The following is an 18290-nucleotide window of genomic DNA, read 5'->3' on the forward strand; positions in this document are numbered from 1 at the left end:
ATCCCGGTCCGGCTAGGTTTCCGGTTTGTCCGGTTCCGCCTGCAAGATCGTGCCCTCGTCGGCCTCCTCGGCCTGCTTCTCGGATTCGGCGGCCGGGTCCGGGGCGGTCAGCACCTGGATCGCGTTGTTGAGGAACGCCACTGTCGGGACGGCGAGCAGCGCGCCGACGATGCCGGCGAGCACGCCGCCGGTGGAGATCGCCAGCACCACCGCGAGCGGGTGAATCGACACCGCGCGGCCCATCACCAGCGGTTGCAGCACGTGGGCCTCGAGCTGGTTCACGGCGATCAGCAGACCGAGCGTGATCAGCGCGTAGACAACGCCTTTGGCCAGCAGGGCGACCACCACGGCGAGCAGGCCGGACACCAACGCACCGATCAACGGGATGAAGGCGCCCAGGAACACCAGCGAGGCCAGCGGCAGCGCCAGGGGTATGCCCATGATCGCCAGGCCCGTGCCTACGCCGGCCGCGTCGGTGAGCGCCACCAGGAAGGTGGCCCGCACGTAGCCGGTCAGCGACCCGTAGCCGGCGCGGCCCGCCTCGCTCACCCGGTCGCGGACGTCGGCCGGAACGATCCTCGAGACGTAGGCCCAGATGTTGCGCCCGCCATAGAGGAAGAAGATCAGCGTGAACAGCACCAGCACCGCCGCGGTGACCAGTTCGGTGATGGTGGCCGCCGTGGACAGGGCGCCGCTTTCCAGCTTCGCCTGGTTGTTGCGCAGCGCCTCGATCGCGGCGTTGCCCGCGTTGTCGATCTGTTCGCGGCGCAGGTGCGCCGGCCCGTGGATGAGCCAGCGCCGGGTGGATTCGATGCTGTGGGTCACCTGTTCGGTCAGGCCCGGCAAACCGTCGACGAACTGGTTGACGACGAACGCCAGAATGCCGCCAAGGAGCGCGAAGCCGCCGAACAGCACCAGCGTCACCGCGCCGCCGCGGGGCAGGCCGCGTCGATCCAGCCAGTCGACCACCGGCAGCAGCAACGCGCTGAGCAGCAGCGCCACCAGTACCGGGACGACGATGACCTCGAGCTTCTTCACCACCCACAGCAGGGCGACCAACGCGGCGAGGATCACCAGCAAACGCCAGGCCCAGGCTGCGGTCTTGCGGACAATGGGTTCGACCGAAGCGTCGTCGGTGTTTGCTGGCATGGCGTGAGCCTATCCGGCGGGCGGCGGCGCCAAACGTGCGCGGACTCCACCGCGCGCCGCCCGGGCGCGGCCATGCCGCCACGATCCGGTTACGACCCCGGAACTTCCCAGACACGGTCGGCCCCGCGCGACGATCCCCGCGCCACCTGCACCGTTACCCTAAATCACGTGCCGCACGACGCACCGGCCCGCAATCTCGACTTCCCGCGCGAAGAGACCCCGCGCGGGAAGTACTGGTGGGTGCGCTGGGTGATCCTCGGGATCGTCGCGATCGTGCTTGCCGTGGAGGTCGCCCTGGGCTGGCGTCAGCTGGCCAAGGCGTGGACGAGCCTGTACGAGGCGAACTGGTGGTGGCTGCTGGCATCCGTCGTCGCATCCGCCGCGTCGATGCACAGCTTCGCGCAAATCCAGCGCACCCTGCTCCGATCGGCCGGGGTGCACGTCAAGCAACTGCGGTCGGAGGCAGCCTTCTATGCGGCCAACTCGTTGAGCACCACGCTGCCGGGCGGGCCGGTGCTCTCGGCGACGTTTTTGTTTCGGCAGCAACGGATTTGGGGCGCCTCCACGGTGGTGGCGTCCTGGCAGCTGGTGATGGCGGGTGTCCTGCAGGCCGTCGGGCTGGCGCTGCTGGGCCTGGGCGGCGCGTTCTTCCTCGGCGCCAAGAACAACCCGTTCTCGTTGCTGTTCACCCTCGGCGGCTTCGTCGCGTTGCTGATCCTCGCCCAGGCGGTCGCGTCGCGGCCGGAGCTGATCGACGGGATCGGTTGCCGGTTGCTGTCGTGGGTGAACTCCGTGCGTGGCCGGCCCGCCGACACCGGCCTGGCGAGGTGGCGCGAGACCCTGATGCAGCTCGAATCGGTGAGCCTGAGCCGGCGCGACCTGGGCACCGCCTTCGGTTGGTCGATGTTCAACTGGATCGCCGATGTGGCCTGCCTCGGCTTCGCGGCCTACGCCGCCGGCGACCACGCGTCGGTCGCCGGGCTGACGGTGGCGTACGCGGCCGCCCGTGCGGTCGGCACCATCCCGCTGATGCCGGGCGGGTTGCTGGTGGTCGAAGCGGTGCTGGTGCCGGGCCTGGTGTCCAGCGGCATGTCGTTGCCCAACGCGATCTCGGCCATGCTGATCTACCGGCTGATCAGCTGGCTGTTCATCTCGGCGATCGGCTGGGTGGTGTTCTTCTTCGTGTTCCGCACCGAGAACGTCACCGTCCCGGACGATGAGGAGGCCGCGCCGGAACTCGAGCCGCCGGCGCCGCAGGTCCCGGCCGCCAACGATCCGACCGAGACCGCCCTGCAGGGCCCGTTACCGCCGGACCGCAGCCCCGAAGCCGGGAACTAGCCCGCGGTGTTGCCCCGCGGCGGCCCCGACAGCGGGTTGGCCGCCGGGGGGACCGGCGCCGGGGCCGCCGGCGGGCCGGCCAGCGGCAGCGCCCCCGCCGCGTTACCCGGCAGGCCACCGGCCGCGCCCTGCGCCTGCTGCATCATGCCCATCGCCTGGGTGGGCGAGATCGGCAGCTTGCACTGCAGCGAGAGGTTGGTCAACGGCTGGGCGATCGAGGTCATGTCGCCGGCGACCTTCGGGTTGGCCTCGAAGTAGGACTTCAGGCCGGTCATCGATTGCGGGCCGGCCTGCTGCTGCAGCATCGAGGTCATGGTCTGGTTGGTCTCCGGATGCGCGTCCAGGTAGTCGCCCATCGATTTGGAGACGGAACCAATCGTCCGGGCGATTTCACTGGCCGCGCACGGATCGTTGGCGCCCGTCGCCGGAGCCCCCGCCAGGACGGCCAGGGCGGCGCCCGGCACGACGGCGGCGATCAGCCCGGCGAGGATCCTGCGCCGCCCGGTCGCGGTGGCTCTCGTCATGGAAACTCCTTAGGTGTTCGCGGCATCGCGCGCAGCGCCGACGTGTGCGAACGGCTGCAATGGACGGCCCATCGATCGCGGAGTTCCCCATGGCCCCGCGGGCCATCCGACATCCTGCCATCGTCGGTCGCGGCCCTGCCAGCCCGCGGGATCGCGTGTGAGGAAACTCCCGCCCGGTAACCGCTTCACAACGAGTTGGCGGCGTCTTGACAACAACCCCGTCGCTGCAGCTCAGGAACCACGAAGCCGACATCATCCACAGGCCGCTGCGGTATCCTCGCCTGCACGCGTTGCGCGAGGGGAGTGAAGAAATCCAGCAGTTGATGATGCGCCTCAGCCGCAGCCTGCGTAAGTACCGCTGGTTGGTCTTCACAGGCTGGTTGCTGGCTTTGGTTCCGGCGGTCTACCTGGCCCTGACGCAGTCGGGGAATCTGACCGGCGGCGGTTTCGAGGTGGCCGGTTCGCAGTCGCTGCTCGTCCACGACCAGCTCGAGGAGCTCTACCACGACCAGGGCTCGTCCTCGCTGGCGCTGGTGGCGGCCCCGCGGCCGGATGCCAGCTACGCCGACATCAACGACGCCGTCGCGCTGCTGCGGAGCACCGCCGCCGAGCTGCCCGGCGTCTCGGAGGTGCCCAACCCCACCCAGCGGCCGCCGCAACCCGACCGGCCGTACGTGTTGTCGCTGCGGCTGGACTCCCGCAACACCAGCGACGTCGCCAAGCAGCTGCGCAAGAAGGTCGGCGTCAACGGCGACCAGCCCGGCCAGACCGCGGACGGCCGGGTGCGGCTCTACGTCATCGGGCAGGGCGCCCTGTCCGCGGCCGCGGCGCAGAACACCAAGCACGACATCGCCGCCGCCGAGCGCTGGAACCTGCCGGTGATCCTCATCGTGTTGCTGGCCGTGTTCGGCTCGCTGGCCGCCGCGGCGATACCGCTCGCGCTCGGCGTCTGCACGGTCGTGGTCACCATGGGCCTGGTCTACCTGCTGTCGTCCTACACGACCATGTCGGTGTTCGTGACGTCGACGGTGTCGATGTTCGGGATCGCGCTCGCCGTCGACTATTCGCTGTTCATCCTGATGCGGTTCCGCGAGGAGCTGCGGTCCGGCCGCGAGCCGCAGGACGCCGTCGACGCGGCGATGGCGACCTCGGGGCTGGCGGTGGTGCTGTCCGGAATGACGGTCGTCGCCTCGCTCACCGGGATCTACGTGATCAATACCCCGGCGTTGAAGTCGATGGCGACGGGGGCGATCCTGGCCGTCGCGGTCGCGATGCTGACGTCGACCACGTTGACCCCGGCGGCGCTGGCGACGTTCGGCCGGTCGGCCGCCAAGAGGTCGGCGTTTCTGCACTGGTCCCGCCGGCCCGACGGCGCCCAATCCCGGTTCTGGAACCGCTGGATCGGCTGGGTGATGCGGCGGCCGTGGATGTCGGCGCTGGCGGCCTCGCTGGTGCTGCTCGTGATGGCCGCCCCGGCTTCGTCGATGGTGCTGGGCAACAGCCTGCTGCGCCAGTTCGACTCGTCGCACGAAATCCGCGCCGGGGTGGGCGCGGCGGCCGAGGCCCTCGGCCCCGGCGCCCTGGGCCCGGTTCGGGTGCTGATCACGTTCCCCGACGGCGGCGCGGCCTCGCCCGAACACGGCCAGACCATCGGCGCGATCCGGCAGCGGATGACGCAGGCGCCCAACATCGTCTCGGTGGCCCCGCCGCAGTTCGCCGAGGACAACGGCAGCGCCCTGCTGTCGGCGGTGCTGTCGGTGGACCCCGAGGACATGCGGGCGCGCGAGACCGTCGGGTGGATGCGCGCGCAGCTGCCCAAGGTGCCCGACCGGGGAACCGCGCGAGTGGACGTCGGCGGCCCGACCGCCCTGATCAAGGACTTCGACGACCAGGTCTCCCAGACCGAGCCGTTGGTGCTGGCCATCGTCGCGCTGATCGCGTTCGTGATGCTGCTGGTCTCCGTGCACTCGGTGTTCCTGGCGCTCAAGGGCGTGCTGATGACCTTGCTGTCGGTCGCGGCCGCGTACGGCAGCCTGGTGATGGTGTTCCAGTGGGGCTGGCTGAAGGACCTCGGCTTCGCCCAGATCAGCTCGATCGACAGCACCGTCCCGCCGCTGGTGCTCGCGATGACCTTCGGGTTGTCGATGGACTACGAGATCTTCCTGCTGACCCGCATCCGGGAACGCTTCCTGCACTCCGGCAACACCCGCGACGCGGTCGCGTACGGCGTGAGCACCAGCGCCCGCACCATCACCAGCGCGGCCCTGATCATGATCGCGGTCTTCGTCGGCTTCGCGTTCGCGGGCATGCCGCTGGTCGCCGAGATCGGCGTCGCCTGCGCGGTGGCGATCGCGGTGGACGCCACCGTCGTGCGGCTGGTGCTGGTCCCGGCGTTGATGGCGATGTTTGCCCAGTGGAACTGGTGGATCCCCGGGTGGCTGTCCCGGATTCTGCCGTCGGTCGACTTCGACCGGCCGTTGCCCGCGGTAGACCTGGCCGACGTCGTGGTCATCCCCGACGACATCTCGGCCCTGACGGCGCCCAACGCCGACCTGCGGATGGTGCTCAAGTCGGCCGCCAAGCTCAAGCACTTGGCCCCCGACGCCATCTGCGTGACCGATCCGCTGGCGTTCACCGGGTGTGGGCGCAACGGCAAGGAGCGGCAGGGCGCCGCGGCGGCCGGGGCCGATCCGGACCGCGGCCGCGACCCCGGTCAGATCCCCCATCAGGTCAACATCGACGACGAGAAGGCGGGCGCCGTGGTGGGCACCGCCGACCGCAGGACCGGCACCAACGGGCACACCAACGGCGCCGCCGGGGCCAAGAAGCTGGTCGGGGGGCTGACCTCGCGCAACGGCATCGCCAAGGCCATCGTCGGCGCGGACCGGCCCGTGCACCCGGTCACGTTGTGGCGGGGGCGGCTGTCGGTGGCCATCGACGCGCTGGAGAGCGAGAACGGCAGCGCCGACCGGCCGCTCTACGAGCGTCGCAGCCCGGTGGAAACCACCCACGTGCAGCTGCCCACCGGCGACCGGCTGCTGGTCCCGACCGGCGCCGAGACGCTGCGCCTGAAGGGCTACCTCATCATGTGCCGTAACAGCCGCCGCGATTACGCCGACTTTGCGGATATGGTTGAAACGTTGGAGCCCGAGACCGCCGCCGTGGTGCTGGCGGGCATGGACAGGTACTACTGTTGTCAGTCGCCCAGGCGGCAGTGGATCGCCAGCCAGCTGGTCCGTCGACTCGCTGATCCCGATCCCTGCGATTTCGACGACGAGCAGGGGTCCGAGGACGACGCCCGCTCGGACTGGGAAGAGATCAGGCAGCGCTGCCTGTCGGTGGCCGTGGCGATGCTGGAGGAGGCGAGGTGACGTTGGCACCTGACCGACGCCCCGCACCGCCCCACCGGCCGGCCGCCGAGCCGCGCGGCCGCGACGGCGCGCCCGCCCCCGACCCCGACCAGCCGGTGGAGTTCTGGCCGACCTCGGCCATTCGCGCCGCCCTGCAGGGCGGCGACATCGCCACCTGGAAGCGCATCGCCGCCGCGCTGAAGCGCGATCCGTACGGGCGCACCGCCCGCCAGGTCGAGGAGGTGCTCGACGGCACCCGCCCCTACGGCATCTCCAAGGCGCTGTGGGAGGTGCTCGAACGCGCCCGCACCCACCTGGAGGCCAACGAGCGCGCCGAGGTGGCCCGGCATGTGCGGCTGCTCATCGACCGATCCGGCCTGGCGCAACAGGAATTCGCCTCCCGCATCGGGGCGAGCGCCGAGGAACTCGCCACCTACCTGGACGGCAGCACCAGCCCGTCGGCGGCGTTGATGATCCGGATGCGCCGCCTCTCGGACCGGTTCGTCAAGGTGAAGTCGACGCGTTCGGCGGAGTCCAACTGATCACCTGATCGGCAGCACGTCCGAGACCAGCCAGGCGTCGCCGTGCTTGGTCAGCGCGACCCGCAGCGCGGGCGCCGATTGGTTGGGCGGTTGCCCCGGCGCGTTCTGGGTGACCCGCAGGATCACCGCCACGCTCGCCGCCGCCGGCCCGAGCGCCTCGACCCCGGCCGCCAGCGTGGCGGCCTGCGCGGTGACGTTGTGCTGGGCCAGCTCGGAGCTGGACTTCGTGTACTGCTCCTTGAAGGCGGCCGCGTGCTCCGGGACGATCAACGCCGTGGCCCGGTCGATGGAGCTGTCCGGGGCGCCCGGGGTGAACGACGCCATCGCCTCCGCCATCCCCGTGGCGACGCGGACCACGTCACGCGAGTCGTCCTTGAATTCGCGGTCCGACCGCGTCCAATGCGTGTAACCGGTGACCACCGCGGCCACCAGCGCCGCCGTGCACAGGAAGACGACGGCCAGGCGCAGGCCCGGCGCGTCGTCGTCGGTGCCGACGCTGACCGAATCGCGCCGCAACAGCCAGAAATTCACCCCGACGCCCTCGACGATCAGCAGGACGAGCACCGAGCACACCGACACCCACCACAGCGGCCAGCCCAGCACCAGCCCGATCGCCAACAACGCCGCAATGGCCGCCAGCGGGGCCAGGATGTCGAAGGCGACGAGGCGCCAGACGTTTCTCATCGGATCGACTCCAGCCCCGAGATCATCAGCTTGCCCTCCACGTCGCACACGTCGAGGCGCAGATTCCAGTGCACCGTCTGCGGTTTGGCGCCGGCGTTCTCACTGACCGACGTCGCGACCAGCATCACCGAGTCCAGGCGGCTGGCAAACGGCGGCAGCTTCGTGGTCACCACCGGCCGGGACGTACCGGGCTGGGTGTCCAGGTCGCGGTGGACCGTCTCGACGGCCACCGCCTCGATCCGCCCGGCGCTCTTGGACTGCAGCTTTTCCACCACCTGCCGGTAGGGCTGCATGGCCGCGTCGAAGTCGGTGTTGAGTTCGCCGACCGTCCCGTCGTGCAGCCGTTGCAGGCTGGAATCGACGTTGCCGCTGTTCATGTTGATCAGCACCCCCGTCCAGTCGGCCGCGGTCTGCATGACCTGGGTGAGGTAGCGGCGTTCGGCCATGTCGTCGCGGTGCCCGGACCACAGGACGAATGCGAACACCACCGCCGCCACCGACAGCACCCCCAGGACGGCCGACGCGATGCCGTACGGGGAGAACATCGGGCCGTCGGCGGATTCCTCGTCGACGGCTTCGTCGGGATCTTCGACGTCCACCTCTTTCGTCGCTGCTTCGGTTCGCTCGCCGTCTGACATGGCCCGATCGTCGCACCCGGGAAAGATGGAAGGATGGCGGGGTGACTGTAGAGGCCATTCGCTCGGGCATCGACCTGAGCCACGTCGACGCCAACACCCGCCCCCAGGACGACCTGTTCGGTCACGTCAACGGCCGCTGGCTGGCCGAATACGACATCCCGGCGGACCGGGCCACCGACGGGGCGTTCCGTCAGCTCTACGACCGCGCCGAGGAGCAGGTGCGCGACCTGATCATCGAGGCGAGCCAGACCGGCGCCGCCCCCGGCACCGATCAGCAACGCATCGGCGACCTCTACGCCAGCTTCCTCGACGAGGAGGCCGTCGAGCGGCGCGGCCTGCAACCGCTGCGCGACGAGCTGGCCACCATCGACGACGCCGCCGACGCGGACGCGTTGGCGACCGCCGTGGGCGCGCTGCAGCGCACCGGGGTGGGCGGCGGCGTGGCGGCCTACATCGACACCGACGCCAAGAACTCCGCCCGTTACCTGGTGCACCTCACCCAATCCGGCCTCGGACTGCCCGACGAGTCCTACTACCGCGAGGAGCGGCACGCCGAGGTGCTGGAGGCGTACCCGGGTCACATCGCGCGGATGTTCGCCCTGGTGTTCGGCGGTGACTCGGCCGATCACACTCGGGACGCGGAGCGCATCGTCGCGCTGGAGGCCAGGCTGGCCGAGGCGCACTGGGACGTGGTCAAGCGCCGCGACGCCGACCTCAGCTACAACCTGCGCACGTTCGCCCAACTGCGCGACGAATCGCTGGGGTTCGATTGGGCCGCCTGGGCCACCGCCCTGGGCGCCGGCCCCGAGGGACTCGCCGAAGTGATTGTGCGCCAACCGGATTACCTGCGCGCGTTCGCCGAGCTGTGGCGCAACGAGGACCTCGAGGTGTGGAAGAGCTGGGCCCGCTGGCGGTTGATCCGCGCCCGCGCGTCCTGGCTGACCGACGACCTGGTCGCCGCGGACTTCGACTTCTACGGCCGCCTGCTCACCGGCGCCGAGCAGATCCGCGAGCGCTGGAAGCGGGCGGTGTCGCTGGTGGAGAGCCTGATGGGCGACGCCGTCGGAAAGCTCTACGTGCAGCGGCATTTCCCGCCGGACGCCAAGGCCCGCATCGACGCCCTGGTGGACAACCTGAAGGCGGCCTACCGGCAGTCCATCCACGAACTGGACTGGATGACCCCGCAGACCCGGGAGCGCGCCCTGGCGAAGCTGGACAAATTCGTCGCCAAGGTCGGCTACCCGGCGAAGTGGCGCGACTACTCCGCGCTGGTGATCGACCGCGACGACCTCTACGGCAACTTCCGGCGCGGCTACGCGGTCAACCACGACCGCGAGCTGGCCAAGCTGGGCGGCCCGGTCGACAGGGACGAGTGGTTCATGACGCCCCAGACGGTCAACGCCTACTACAACCCGGGGATGAACGAAATCGTCTTTCCCGCGGCAATTTTGCAGCCCCCGTTCTTCGACCCGGACGCCGACGACGCCGCCAACTACGGCGGGATCGGCTCGGTGATCGGGCACGAGATCGGGCACGGCTTCGACGACCAGGGCGCCAAGTACGACGGCGACGGCAACCTGGTGGACTGGTGGACCGACGCCGATCGCGCCGAATTCGGTTCCCGCACCAAGGCTCTCATCGAGCAATACGACGCCTACACGCCGCGCGGGTTGGGCGGGGGCCACCACGTCAACGGCGCGTTCACCGTCGGGGAGAACATCGGCGACCTGGGTGGGTTGTCGATCGCCCTGCTGGCCTACCAGCTGTCGCTACAGGGCCGGCCCGCGCCCGTCATCGACGGGCTGACCGGAGTGCAGCGCGTGTTCTACGGCTGGGCGCAGGTGTGGCGCACCAAATCCCGTGCGGCCGAAGCGATCCGGCGGCTGGCGACCGATCCGCACTCACCGCCGGAGTTCCGCTGCAACGGCGTCGTCCGCAACATGGACGCGTTCTACGACGCGTTCGACGTGGGCGAGAGCGACGCGCTGTTCCTCGAGAAGCAGCGCCGGGTCAGGATCTGGAACTGACGGCGGCCGGCACCGGCTCGATCCGGGCCGGCACGTGCTTGTGCCACGGCGTGCCGGCGTAGGGGTCGCGCCAGTCGGTCGAGGTGAGCGCGTTCGGCGCGACGCCGGGAACCACGGTGTGCCCGTCGCCGTCGACGTAGTCCAGCCCAAAACCGTTGGGCAGGGCCGCGTGCCCGGCCAGCATGGACTCGGTGATCTCGACGGTGGCCTCGGCGCTGCCGGCCGCGGTGCTGATCCGGACGCGGCACCCGTCGACCAGGCCCAGCGTTTGGGCGTCCTCGACGCTGACGCGCAGCGCCCCGTCCGCGTCGCGCTTGCGCCACGACGGGTCGCGGAAGATGTCGTTGGCGGTGTAGGCGCGGCGCTCCCCCACCGACAGCACGATCGGGAATTCCGGCGTGGTCAGCTGCGGCGGCGCCGCGGCCAATGCACCCAATTCGTCGAGCATCTCCGGGATCTCCAGCGCGATCTTGTGATCGGCATGGCTGATCAGCGCGAAGTCGTCCTCGTAGTTGTGCGCGGTGAACGTCACCCCGGACGGGCTGTCGAGGATCGCGTCGAACAGGGCATTGCCGTCGGCGTGGCCGGCGCGGCGCACGGCCTCGGGATAGGTGAGCGCGGCCTTCTGGGCGAGCCCCCACAGGGCGGCCGCGCCGCGCAGGCCGTCCGGCAGGGTGGGCCCGAGGGTCTCGTAGAGGACGTAGGGCAGCAGCTTAGCGACCGTCGGGTTGGTCGCGGTGGCGGCCAGGAACGCTTCGGTGTACGCCTGCCGGCCGCGCTGGGCCGCCTCGGCCAGCGGCCGCAGGTCCGCGTCTTCGACGACGCCCAGCGCCCGCACCAGCCGGGCCCAGATCTCCGGCTCGGGCAGCGTTCCGGGCAGCGGCTCGAGCAACGGCCGGCGCAGCTGAAAGGCGTTGTGCGGGAACTCCAGATTGAAGAACGTCGCCTCCGGTTTCTCGAACTGGGAGGCCGCGGGCAGGACATAGTGCGCCAGGCGGGCGGTCTCGGTCATCGCGACGTCGATGACGACCATCAGTTCGAGCGCTTTGAAGGCCTCCCGGCAGGCCGCCGAGTTGGCCAGCGAGTGCGCGGGATTGCTGCTCTCCACGATCATGGCCCGGAATCGGTCCGGGTGGTCGGTGAGGATCTCCTCGGGCACGACGTTGCTGGGCACCAACCCGGCGATGATCGGGGCGCCGGTGACCGGCGTGCGGCCGGAGAACTGGCCGAACAGCGGCCCGAACGCCGAATGCAGGTGCTGGCCGCCCTTTTTCGCGAAGTTGCCGGTGAAGATCCACAGCAGCTTGTTCAGATACGAGCAGAGCGTGCTGTTGGGCGCCTGTTGCACCCCGAGGTCCTCGAACACCGAGACGCTGGCCGCCGCGCCGATGCGGCGGGCCGCCGCCCGCAACAACTCCTCGTCGACCCCGCACCGTTGCGCGTAGTCGGACACGGGCACCTCGCGCAGCGCGGCCCGGACGGCGTCGGCGCCGCGCACGTGCTCGGCGAGAAACGTTTCGTCACAGAGGTTTTCCTGGACCAGGACGGCCGCCAGCGCGGCCAGGCACCACGCGTCGGTGCCGGGCCGCACCCGCAGATGGAAGTCGGACATCTTGGCGGTGTCGGTGACGACGGGGTCGATGACGATCATCGAGCGGGCCGGGTCCTTGGCGATCTCGTTGAGCACCACCCGGGCGCGGGGGAAGCTCTGCGACATCCACGGGTTCTTACCGACGAACACCGACACCTCGGCGTGCTCGAATTCGCCTCGCGTGTGACCGCCGTACAGCTGCCCGTCGATCCAGGCCTCGCCGGTCTTCTCCTGCGCCAGGGCATTTGACCGATAGCGCGACCCCAGGGCCTTCAGGAAGGCGCCGCTGTAGGCCCCGCCCAGGTGATTGCCCTGGCCGCCGCCGCCGTAGTAGAAGATCTTGTCCCCGCCGTAGCTGTCCCGGATCCGCTTGAACCCCTCGGCGATCTCGACAATCGCGGTGTCCCAGTCGATCTCCTCGAAGCTGCCGTCCGCGCGCCGGCGCAGCGGCGAGGTCAGCCGAGCGCCGCTGTTCTGATAGTGATCCAGCCGCAGCGCCTTGTTGCAGGTGTAGCCCTGCGACGCGGGGTGCGCCTTGTCGCCCCGGATGCGGGCCAGCCGCCGGTCCTCGACCTGCACGACGATGCCGCAGTTGCATTCGCAGAGGATGCAGGCCGTGGATTTCCATTCACCGGTCATTGTCAGACGTCCTTCCTGGTCGCCTCGGCCGACAGCAGGCGGTGTAGCTGGCGGTGCACGACGTCGAGGGGGGTGAGGTCGCGGCGCACGCGGGCCAGCACGATCGCGCCCTCGAGTGCGGTGGTGGCCAGCACCGCCAGGTCGGCGGCCCGCTCGGGTGCCACCCCGTCGGCGATGAAGCGCTGCGCGATCAGGTCGGTCCAGCGGTCGAATACCGACGCGGCGCGCTCGACGACCGGCGCCATGCGCTCTTCCTCCCCCGCCTCCACCGAAACCGCGACCACGGGGCAGCCCGCGCGATAGTCGCTGTCGAGCAGCTGCCGGCGATACTTGTCGATCAGGGTGTCCAGCAGCGCCGGCCCGTTCTCGGCTTCGGCGATGATCGCCGCGACATGCTCGCCCGCGTAATCGACCGCCTCGCAGAGCAATTGGGTTCGCCCGCCCGGGAAATAGTGGTAGGCCGACCCGCGCGGCGCGCCGCTGTGTTCCAGGACGTCGGAGATCGCGGTGGCGTGCGCGCCCCGCTCCCTGATCAACAGCGCGGCGGAGACCACCATCCGCTCGCGTGGACTGCGCATCGCCGCTCCTCGGGTCAGACCTTATGTATGATGCTATACATAATCCTAGGCCCGCGGAAGCCCCCCGCCTCCATCGGCGAGCAGACGCAAAATCGCCCAATTCCGGATCGGAATGGGCGATTTTGCTGGGGGCACCTCCCGCTTGCGGGGGACTGCTGGGCTAAGGGCTTAGTTCATCCAGTCGGCGGAGCCGTCGTTCTTCTTGTACGAGCCACCGCTGGAGTTCTTCACGACGATCGGGTCACCCGGACCGAAGTTGTCGAAGAACCACCTCGCGTTGGCGGGGCTGATGTTGATGCACCCGTGGCTGACGTCGCGCTTGCCCTGGTCGTCCACCGACCACGGCGCGCTGTGCACGTAGTCGCCGACGTTGTCGAAGCGAACCGCGTCCTCCACCGTGACCTTGTAGCCGTAGGTCGAATTCACCGGCACCCCGTAGGTCGAGGAGTCCATCACCACCGACGCCTTCTTGTCCTGCACGTAATAGGTGCCGTTGGGGGTCTGGTGGTTGCCCGACGTCATGCCCATCGACATCGGGAAGGTCTTCTCCACGGTGCCGTTGCGGGTGATGGTCAGCTGATGGGTCGCGTCGTCGGCCGTGGCGATCAGCGTGTCACCGGTCTGGAAGGTGGACACGGTCCCACCGGCGTCGACGGTGACCGCGGTGTGCGCGGGCCAGAAATTGATGGGCCGCCAGCGCAACTGCGTCGGGGTCATCCAGTAGAACTTGCCCGGGACCGGCGGCACCGACGAGACGTGCACGGCGGCGATCGCCGCGTCGGCGTTCTCGACCGTTCCGGGGAAGTTGATGATGATCGGCTGGCCCACGCCCACGGTCGAACCGCCCTTGGGGACGAACGACGGCGCGCCGAACGGCGCCGTTCCGGTGAACGGTGCGGGGTTCTGCCCGTCGGCCGAGGCCGCCGCCGGCTGTGCCGCCGGGGGCATCCACGGGGGCGGCGGGGGCGCCAGCGGGTCGGCCGCGGGCGGCGGCGCGATGGGGTCGGGCGGCGGGGCGGGCGGCCCGGGCGGGGCGGCCACGACGCCCGGGTCAGCCGGGGCCGGGTCCGGATCCGCCAGCGCCGGAGCCGCGCTCAACACCAGGGACAAACCCACGACAGAAGCCAATCCGGCGGCGTTCAGGGCGGCCAACAGCCGCCCGCGCGTCCAGCCCGACATATGCATCCCTCCACGCTCGAGTTCCTGACACAGTGTGGCATAGGGGGCACGCCAGCTAACAAACTCGGACCCGCGCGGCGGCCGTTCAAGCGGGCATTTACGCCGCCTGAGCTGGCCCGCTATGAATCCCGTGAGCTTGTCGGCGCAACGTCCAGCGCCCGACGGTTGGCCGCCGCGCCCACCAGCGCGACCGCCATCAACCCGGCCGACGCGGCCAGCATGAGTACCACGCTGCGCTCGTACAGCAGCCCACCCACCAGCGCGCCCGCCATGATGCCCACCTGGAAGGCCGTCACGTAGAGGCCCGACGCCCCGTCGGGATCGTCGGCCCCGCTGCGCATCGCCGCGGACTGCATCATCGGCGAGACGGCGGTGGCCATCGCCCCCCAGAGCACGATCGCGGCCGTCCCGATCAGGGCCGCCGCCGCGGCGGGCCGGCCGCCGACCGCCAGCGCGGTCAGCACGACGAACGCCGCCGTCAACCCGGCCATGCAACCGATGATGGCCCCCTTCGGCCGGCGGTCCAGCGGCCGCGCCACCAGGCCGACGGCGATCACTCCCGCGGCGCCGTAGGCGGCCAGCACCCAGGCCAGGTTCGGGCCGCGCACGCCGACGACCTCGCGGATGATCTCCACGATGTAGGTGTAGGAGACGAAATGCCCGGTCACGCCGACCATGGTGATGACGCTGACGACGATCAGCCGGCGGTTGCGGTGGTGGCGGGCCCGCGGGCCCACGCACATGAGCTGGTCGGCGGTCAGGACCATCTCCGGCAGCAGCACCCGGGCGGCCACCGTCACGAGGGCGGCCGCCATGGTCACGCAGACCACCGCCACCCGCCAGCCCCACATCAGGCTCATCGCCGCAGTCAGCGGGCTACCCAGGACCAGCGCCAGGCTGGTTCCGACGTAGATCGACATCGTCGCGCGGCCGGCGTGGCTCGGCGGCACCAGCCGCGTCGCGATCGGGGCGATGACCGACCACAGCAGCCCGTGGGTGATCGCGCAGAGCACCCGCCCGGCGGCCAGCACCGCGAAGTTGGGCGCCAGCGCCGAGATCAGCTGCGACACGGTCAGGCAGGTCAGGCTCACCACCAGCACCCGCCGGCGGGGCAGGTGCGCGGTCCAGCGCACCAGCGGGATCGTGGTCAGGGCCGCCACCAGCGCGTACCAGGACAGCAGCGTGCCCACCAGGACCAGGCTGACGTGCAGGTTGCGGGCGATCGCCGGCAGCGCGCCGACGGGCAGGATCTCGGCGGTGACGTAGGTGAAGGCCGCCGCGGCCAGCACAGCCAGCTGCGCCGCGATCCGTGGCGTCCACGTTCGCGCGGCGGTTGCGGTTTCGGCAGTCATGGAGTCGGTGTCGGCCGGGCTACCCAGTTCTTGGGTTGTCGCGCCTAATGCGATCACACTGCCTTACCGTACGGACCGCAACTACGGCTCCCCCCTTGTCAGGGCCGGAAGCCGGGTCTCAACTTGATCACCGATCAGGAACGAACCAGGCGCGCGATCGCGGCGGACGCCTCGGCGAGCTTCTGGTCGGCGTCGTCACCGCCCTCGGCCACGGCCCGGGTGACGCAGTGATTGAGGTGCTCGTCGAGCAAATTCAGGGCGACCGACCGCAGCGCGCTGTTGACGGCGCTGATCTGGGTGAGCACGTCGATGCAGTACTTGTCGTCTTCGATCATCCGCGCGATCCCGCGCACCTGGCCCTCGATGCGCCGCAGCCGCTTGGCGTAGTTGTCCTTGTCCTGCGAATATCCGTGTGCCGTCGTCACCCCACCAGCTTATACCCCATCGGGGTATCCCGCGTTCGGTTGGTCATGGCGGTCCCGCATACTTGAGCGATGGCCCCCACCAGCGATTCGACTTCGACGGTCGACATCAAACCCCGCAGTCGTGACGTCACCGACGGCCTGGAGAAGGCCGCGGCCCGCGGCATGTTGCGGGCGGTAGGCATGGGTGACGAGGACTTCGCCAAGCCGCAGATCGGGGTGGCATCGTCGTGGAACGAGATCACCCCCTGCAACCTTTCGCTGGACCGGCTCGCCAAGGCGGTCAAGGAAGGCGTGTTCGCGGCAGGCGGTTACCCGCTGGAGTTCGGGACGATCTCGGTTTCCGACGGCATCTCGATGGGCCACGAGGGGATGCACTTCTCGCTGGTCTCGCGCGAGGTCATCGCGGACAGCGTCGAGACCGTGATGCAGGCCGAACGCCTGGACGGCTCGGTGCTGCTGGCCGGCTGCGACAAGTCCCTGCCCGGGATGCTGATGGCCGCCGCCCGCCTGGACCTGGCGGCGGTGTTCCTCTACGCGGGATCCATCCTGCCCGGGCGGGCCAAGCTGTCCGACGGCACCGAACGCGAGGTCACCATCATCGACGCGTTCGAGGCGGTGGGCGCCTGCGCGCGGGGGTTGATGTCCCGCGAGGACGTCGACGCCATCGAGCGCGCGATCTGTCCCAGCGAGGGCGCGTGCGGCGGCATGTACACCGCCAACACGATGGCCAGCGCCGCGGAGGCCCTCGGCATGTCGTTGCCCGGCAGCGCGGCGCCGCCGGCGACCGATTACCGCCGCGACGGGTTCGCCCGCCGCAGCGGCCAGGCCGTCGTCGAGCTGTTGCGCCGCGGCATCACCGCCCGCGACATCCTCACCAAGGAGGCCTTCGAGAACGCGATCGCGGTGGTGATGGCCTTCGGCGGCTCCACCAACGCCGTGCTGCACCTGCTGGCGATCGCGCACGAGGCCGACGTCGACCTCTCGCTCGACGACTTCAGCCGGATCGGGTCCAAGGTGCCCCACCTGGCCGACGTGAAACCGTTCGGCCGCCACGTCATGTCCCACGTCGACCAGATCGGCGGCGTGCCGGTGGCGATGAAGGCGCTGCTGGACGCGGGCCTGCTGCACGGGGACTGCCTGACCGTGACGGGCCAGACGGTTGCCCAGAACCTGGCCGCGATCGACCCGCCCGACCCGGACGGCAAGGTGCTGCGGGCCCTGGACAATCCCATCCACCCGACCGGCGGCATCACCATCCTGCGCGGGTCGCTGGCTCCCGAGGGCGCGGTGGTCAAGTCGGCCGGCTTCGACTCGCAGGTGTTCGAGGGCACGGCAAGGGTTTTCGACGGCGAGCGTGCCGCGCTGGACGCCCTCGAGGACGGGACGATCGCCGCGGGCGACGCCGTGGTGATCCGTTACGAGGGCCCCAAGGGCGGCCCCGGGATGCGCGAGATGCTCGCCATCACCGGCGCGATCAAGGGCGCCGGCCTGGGCAAGGACGTGCTGTTGCTGACCGACGGCCGCTTCTCCGGCGGGACGACCGGCCTGTGCGTCGGCCACATCGCACCCGAGGCCGTCGACGCCGGGCCGATCGCCTTCCTGCGCGACGGCGACCGGATCCGCCTGGACGTCGCGAACCGCGTCCTCGACGTGCTCGTCGATCCGGCCGAATTCGACTCCCGGCGTGCGGGTTTCACGCCTCCGCCGGCGCGCTACAAGACCGGCGTACTGGCCAAGTACGTCAAGCTGGTCAGCTCGGCGGCGATCGGCGCGGTGTGCGGCTAGCGCCGATCACCGTCCACCTCAAGGGATTTGGGGAGATCTAGGCGCGGCTGGCCGCCTCGCGGGTGCGCCTGCCGAAGTAGGTGGCGTGCAGGCCCAACACCGTCATCAGCACTCCCGCGACGATGTTCGACCACATCGTGCCGGCGGTGAGGGCAACTCCCGGCAGGATCCACAGCGAGACGACGACCCACAGACCGAGCACCGGCATCGTCCAGGTCAGGCCGTGGGCGCGGTCGAGCGCCGTGGCGAACCCGTACGCCAAGAACGCCGCCGCGATCCCGACGATCAGGTCGGAGGTGGCCAGCGATCCCGTCGCGCCGAACCCCACCAACCACGGTGACGCCGCCACGTACAGGCCCGTCAACAAGGCCAGGCCGAAGGTGACGTGCGCACTCGTCGACTCGGCCACGCGGTCATAGCTCGCGCGCAGAGCCAACAAATCCGGGTGGTGATCGATTGATGAATGGACTGTACTCATTTTGTGACCTT

15 protein-coding genes are annotated in these 18290 nt (G+C 70.0%); 5 read left to right on the forward strand and 10 right to left on the reverse strand.

The genetic code is table 11. From position 1 onward, the window contains the following. Window positions 1-12 precede the first annotated feature (12 nt). Complete coding sequence (locus tag WU80_RS05770) at window positions 13-1149, reverse strand: AI-2E family transporter (RefSeq protein WP_055401095.1); 1137 nt, start codon at window positions 1147-1149, stop codon at window positions 13-15. A gap of 168 nt (window positions 1150-1317) precedes the next feature. Here WU80_RS05770 and WU80_RS05775 point away from each other — a divergent pair, with 168 nt between their 5' ends. After that, a complete protein-coding gene (locus tag WU80_RS05775; protein ID WP_055401098.1) occupies window positions 1318-2487 on the forward strand; it encodes a TIGR00374 family protein in 1170 nt (389 codons plus the stop codon). Here WU80_RS05775 and WU80_RS05780 read toward each other — a convergent pair. Beyond that, window positions 2484-3011, reverse strand: a complete 528-nt coding sequence (locus WU80_RS05780) for a hemophore (protein ID WP_055401100.1) — start codon at window positions 3009-3011, stop codon at window positions 2484-2486. The two genes, WU80_RS05775 and WU80_RS05780, sit on opposite strands and share 4 nt — an antisense overlap. A gap of 323 nt (window positions 3012-3334) precedes the next feature. On the opposite strand from WU80_RS05780, the gene WU80_RS05785 reads away from it, so the two are divergent. Together WU80_RS05785 and WU80_RS05790 are read left to right on the forward strand one after the other, a co-directional pair. Continuing rightward, window positions 3335-6382: an efflux RND transporter permease subunit gene (locus WU80_RS05785; protein ID WP_055401171.1), complete on the forward strand. Its 3048-nt coding sequence runs from the start codon at window positions 3335-3337 to the stop codon at window positions 6380-6382. After that, entirely contained in the window at window positions 6379-6903 is a 525-nt protein-coding gene (locus WU80_RS05790) for a hypothetical protein (protein WP_055401102.1), read from the forward strand. Before WU80_RS05785 ends, WU80_RS05790 begins: the two co-directional genes overlap by 4 nt. Here WU80_RS05790 and WU80_RS05795 read toward each other — a convergent pair whose 3' ends face one another. Together WU80_RS05795 and WU80_RS05800 are read right to left on the reverse strand one after the other, a co-directional pair. Further along, window positions 6904-7587 (reverse strand): hypothetical protein, encoded by a 684-nt coding sequence (locus WU80_RS05795; protein WP_055401105.1) that lies wholly within the window; start codon window positions 7585-7587, stop codon window positions 6904-6906. It lies immediately after the preceding gene. Then, the gene (locus WU80_RS05800; RefSeq protein ID WP_055401107.1) at window positions 7584-8225 is read right to left on the reverse strand and encodes a hypothetical protein; all 642 of its coding nucleotides are present in this window, start codon (window positions 8223-8225) and stop codon (window positions 7584-7586) included. The genes WU80_RS05795 and WU80_RS05800 overlap by 4 nt, the downstream gene beginning before the upstream one ends. 41 nt (window positions 8226-8266) lie before the next feature. On the opposite strand from WU80_RS05800, the gene WU80_RS05805 reads away from it, so the two are divergent. After that, window positions 8267-10252, forward strand: a complete 1986-nt coding sequence (locus WU80_RS05805; RefSeq protein ID WP_055401109.1) for a M13 family metallopeptidase — start codon at window positions 8267-8269, stop codon at window positions 10250-10252. Here WU80_RS05805 and WU80_RS05810 read toward each other — a convergent pair. The 5 genes from WU80_RS05810 to WU80_RS05830 all read right to left on the reverse strand — a co-directional run bounded on the left by WU80_RS05810 (window position 10236) and on the right by WU80_RS05830 (window position 16016). Further along, window positions 10236-12482 carry a molybdopterin-dependent oxidoreductase gene (locus WU80_RS05810; RefSeq protein ID WP_055401111.1) on the reverse strand — a complete coding sequence of 749 codons (2247 nt, stop codon included), beginning with the start codon at window positions 12480-12482 and terminating at the stop codon, window positions 10236-10238. The two genes, WU80_RS05805 and WU80_RS05810, sit on opposite strands and share 17 nt — an antisense overlap. Window positions 12483-12484: 2 nt before the next feature. Further along, window positions 12485-13060, reverse strand: a complete 576-nt coding sequence (locus tag WU80_RS05815; protein WP_156349468.1) for a TetR/AcrR family transcriptional regulator — start codon at window positions 13058-13060, stop codon at window positions 12485-12487. A gap of 168 nt (window positions 13061-13228) precedes the next feature. Then, complete coding sequence (locus WU80_RS05820) at window positions 13229-14239, reverse strand: L,D-transpeptidase family protein (protein WP_055401115.1); 1011 nt, start codon at window positions 14237-14239, stop codon at window positions 13229-13231. A 119-nt stretch (window positions 14240-14358) separates the two neighbouring features. Beyond that, entirely contained in the window at window positions 14359-15591 is a 1233-nt protein-coding gene (locus tag WU80_RS05825) for an MFS transporter (RefSeq protein WP_055401117.1), read from the reverse strand. Between the two features lie 134 nt (window positions 15592-15725). Continuing rightward, complete coding sequence (locus WU80_RS05830) at window positions 15726-16016, reverse strand: metal-sensitive transcriptional regulator (RefSeq protein WP_055401119.1); 291 nt, start codon at window positions 16014-16016, stop codon at window positions 15726-15728. 69 nt (window positions 16017-16085) lie between these two features. Between WU80_RS05830 and ilvD the strand changes: the two genes are divergently transcribed. After that, a complete protein-coding gene (gene ilvD, locus WU80_RS05835; protein ID WP_055401121.1) occupies window positions 16086-17801 on the forward strand; it encodes a dihydroxy-acid dehydratase in 1716 nt (571 codons plus the stop codon). 37 nt (window positions 17802-17838) lie between these two features. On the opposite strand, the gene WU80_RS05840 is transcribed toward ilvD, so the two are convergent. Then, window positions 17839-18279 carry an SPW repeat protein gene (locus WU80_RS05840; protein WP_055401123.1) on the reverse strand — a complete coding sequence of 147 codons (441 nt, stop codon included), beginning with the start codon at window positions 18277-18279 and terminating at the stop codon, window positions 17839-17841. Window positions 18280-18290 lie beyond the last annotated feature (11 nt).

This window comes from Mycobacterium sp. UM_11 (assembly GCF_001414075.1).
In the GTDB taxonomy this organism is placed as follows: domain Bacteria; phylum Actinomycetota; class Actinomycetes; order Mycobacteriales; family Mycobacteriaceae; genus Mycobacterium.